The sequence below is a fragment of the Pseudoxanthomonas sp. LjRoot125 genome (genome assembly GCF_964252705.1).
In the GTDB taxonomy this organism is placed as follows: domain Bacteria; phylum Pseudomonadota; class Gammaproteobacteria; order Xanthomonadales; family Xanthomonadaceae; genus Pseudoxanthomonas_A.
The window spans coordinates 1-3,276 of sequence record NZ_CAXUOY020000007.1; the positions used below are offsets into that span (position 1 = coordinate 1).

The 3,276-nt window shown below is 58.3% G+C and carries 4 protein-coding genes; all 4 read left to right on the top strand.

What is annotated here, in order from left to right; translation table 11 throughout:
* Window positions 1-527: hypothetical protein (locus ACSION_RS18680; RefSeq protein WP_435307262.1), on the top strand; the 527-nt coding region annotated here is incomplete at its 5' end.
* Between the two features lie 15 nt (window positions 528-542).
* On the top strand, window positions 543-1,577 hold the full coding sequence (gmd, locus tag ACSION_RS18685; protein WP_435307263.1) for a GDP-mannose 4,6-dehydratase: 1,035 nt from the start codon (window positions 543-545) through the stop codon (window positions 1,575-1,577).
* Window positions 1,561-2,505 carry an NAD-dependent epimerase/dehydratase family protein gene (locus ACSION_RS18690; protein WP_435307264.1) on the top strand — a complete coding sequence of 315 codons (945 nt, stop codon included), beginning with the start codon at window positions 1,561-1,563 and terminating at the stop codon, window positions 2,503-2,505. The genes gmd and ACSION_RS18690 overlap by 17 nt, the downstream gene beginning before the upstream one ends.
* Window positions 2,498-3,276, top strand: a 779-nt coding sequence (locus ACSION_RS18695; protein WP_435307265.1) for a hypothetical protein, incomplete at its 3' end; no start/stop codon positions are given. The genes ACSION_RS18690 and ACSION_RS18695, both read left to right, overlap by 8 nt.

Below are 3,276 nucleotides of genomic sequence, written 5' to 3' on the forward strand. Positions count from 1 at the left end.
TGGCGGATGTTTGCCGCCAACGCGATGACGTCTACTTCTTCATGGTCAACTCGCTGTACCCGGCCGACGTATCGAAGGAGCTCATGGATGAACTCGCAACGAGCATCCAATCGCTGGGGATTGCGGACAAGGTGCGGATGTTCACCGATTTCCTTCCCGAGGCCGCCAGTCTGGCACTACTGGAAGTTGCAGATGTGGTTGCGTTCCCCTATCAGGACACAGCCGAGTCGGCGAGTGGCGCGGTTCGCTTCGGCTTGGCGGCGCGTCGACCCGTTGCGGTCACGCCGCTCGCCATTTTCTCCGATCTGAATGGCAATGGCTTGCGTTTCTCCTCCTGCCGAAGCGCCGACATTGCCGCCGATCTGCTGCGTTGGCTCTCCGACGAAAGAGTAGAAACCGTCGTAGACGGTCAGAATGAATGGATCTCCGCTCGTAGCTGGCCGAACCTGATGTCCCGACTAGTCGATATTTCGAGAGGGCTGCTGAACGCCGCCGCCGCCCGACGCCCCCTCACTGCATCACATTGATCGAGAATTACTGACATGCCAACCGCAATCATTACCGGCATCACCGGACAAGACGGGGCGTACCTTGCGCAGCTACTGCTTGGTAAAGGCTACCGCGTGTTCGGCACCTATCGCAGGACCAGTTCGGTCAACTTCTGGCGGCTTGCCGAGCTCGGAGTGGAGAACCATCCGGATCTGTCGCTGATCGAGTACGACCTGACCGACCTGGGTGCCACGATCGGCATGCTCCAGCGAATCAAGCCCGATGAGATCTACAACCTTGCTGCGCAAAGTTTTGTCGGCGTCAGCTTCGAGCAGCCAACCACGACCGCACAGATCACTGGTATCGGCGCGCTGTACCTTCTGGAAGCGATCCGTCTGGTCAATCCTGAGATCCGCTTCTATCAAGCATCGACCTCTGAAATGTTCGGCAAGGTCCAAGCTGTACCACAGACTGAATCCACTCCGTTCTATCCGCGTAGCCCGTACGGCGTCGCCAAGCTCTACGCGCACTGGATGACGGTCAACTATCGCGAGAGCTATGGGATGTTCGCGTGCAGCGGCATCCTGTTCAATCACGAGAGCCCGCTAAGGGGTCGCGAATTCGTTACCCGCAAGATCACCGATACGGTCGCCAAGATCAAGCTGGGCGATGCCGAATGTCTCGAGTTGGGGAATCTCGACGCTCGTCGTGATTGGGGCTACGCGCAGGAGTACGTCGAGGGCATGTGGCGGATTCTGCAAGCTGAGCACGCAGATACTTTCGTGCTGGCGACCAACCGCACGGAAACCGTACGCGACTTTGTTGCCATGGCATTTGCTGCCGCCGAGATCGAAGTTGAGTTCCGTGGCGCCGGCTTGAAGGAGATTGCAGTCGACACCTCGACGGGAAAGACCGTTATGAGCATCAATCAACGCTTCCACCGCCCTGCTGAAGTGGATCTTCTCATCGGAGATCCCGCGAAGGCCAAGTCCGAGTTGGGCTGGGAGCCACGGACATCGCTCGAATCGTTGTGCGGCATGATGGTCGAGGCCGACCTTCGCAGGAACCGAAATGGCTTCTCATTCTGAGTCGAGGGTCGCGCTGGTAACCGGCGCCGCGGGCTTCACCGGGCGCTATGTCACCCGTGCATTTCAGCGTGCTGGCTATCGCGTGGTCGGTTGGGGTAATCGCGCGGTGGAGGCAGCGCACGTTGACTCGCTGGTTGAGTTGACGGATCCATTCCAGGTGGAACGGGCCCTCAAAGACGTGCAGCCGGACGTCGTGGTCCACTTGGCCGGAATCGCGTTCGTGGCGCATCAGGACATCGGCTCCATTTACCAAGTGAACGTCCTGGGTACGCGCAATCTGCTTGCCGGCCTGCAGCAGTCCGGCAAGCGCCCATCGCGGGTTCTGCTCGCCAGTAGTGCCAACGTCTACGGGAATGTAGGCGGCATCATCGACGAGCAGCGTATGCCGCTGCCCGCAAACGACTACGCGGTCAGCAAGATTGCGATGGAGTACATGTCCAGGCAGTTCCAGGAGACGCTCCCCATCACGGTGGTTCGCCCGTTCAACTACACGGGTGTGGGTCAGTCCGAAGCATTCCTGATCCCGAAGATCGTTTCCCACTTCAGGCGCCGGGAATCGATGATAGAGCTCGGAAATATCAACGTCGGTCGAGATTTCAATGATGTGCGCAATGTGGCGGAAAGCTACCTTCGCCTGGCCACTGAAGGGCGTGATGGCCATGCCTATAACCTGTGCACGGGAGTCGAGCACAAGCTAGCCGACGTGATTGCAATGATGTCGAGAATCGCGGGCTATGAAATCGAGGTGCGTGTAAACCCGGCGTTTGTACGCGAGAACGAAGTGCATACCCTGGTAGGGGATCCCGCCAAGCTGCGAAACGCTATCGGTGAGTTGCCGAGCATTCCGCTCGCGTCGACCTTGCAGTGGATGTATGGAACTCCAGTCGACGCTATTGCTATTGAATCAAAGGGAAACGCAAATGTCTGAACCGACGCGCCTCCAGGCTGAGCTTTTCGCGCAGCTGTCCGACAAGGCCCAGCGCTGGGCCAAGAAGGCACTTCTGGTGGTTCTGGCAATCAACCTGGTGCTGCTGTTCTACTATGTGTTCAAGGGTTACATGCTGGATTTTCATTCGGATTCGGCAGCCAAGAGCCTACTGGCCGAGGAGATTCGTCGCACGGGCGACTTCTTTCCCGCCGATTGGAACTATGTCAATGGTGATCTTTGGGTGCTGTTCGGGCACATCTTCATCCTTCCTTTCTTGCCCTGGATAGAGAACGGATTTTTCCTGCACGCGATTTCGGGGACGTTTACTGGCGTACTGGTGCTGTTTAGCTTGTGGCTGGTTACCGGCATGCTTACCAAGTCGGTCTGGTTGAAAGTGCTGGTCGTGGCGATCTTTGCCGGTGGCATATCTTGGGTCATGGCGGAGAACCTGTTCGGCCAGGGCTCGTACGGCAGCGTGCTGTACATGGCCTGTTTCAGCCTGTACTTCGGGTGGCGCTATCTGCTCGCCACGTCGCCGAAACACATGATCATGTGGAGCGTGGCGCTGGGAGTTGCCTTGATGCTCGCGTTCTGGGCCAATCCTCAGCGGGCATTGGCATACAGTGCGGCGCCGCTCGCCTTGTCCGTAATGGCCTGGATGTCGGGTCAGTCCTGGGTAGAGTGGCGTCCTGGTTTACGGGCATGGCGCGCGACCCCCGGAACGGTAAGGCTGGCATCGCTCGCATCTGTATGTGTTTTAGCAGCGTTGCT

Excerpts from the sequence above, each read along its gene's own strand:
- gmd (WP_435307263.1), top strand. The coding sequence starts at position 543 with ATGCCAACCGCAATCATTACCGGCATCACCGGACAAGACGGGGCGTAC.
- ACSION_RS18690 (WP_435307264.1), top strand. The coding sequence starts at position 1,561 with ATGGCTTCTCATTCTGAGTCGAGGGTCGCGCTGGTAACCGGCGCCGCG.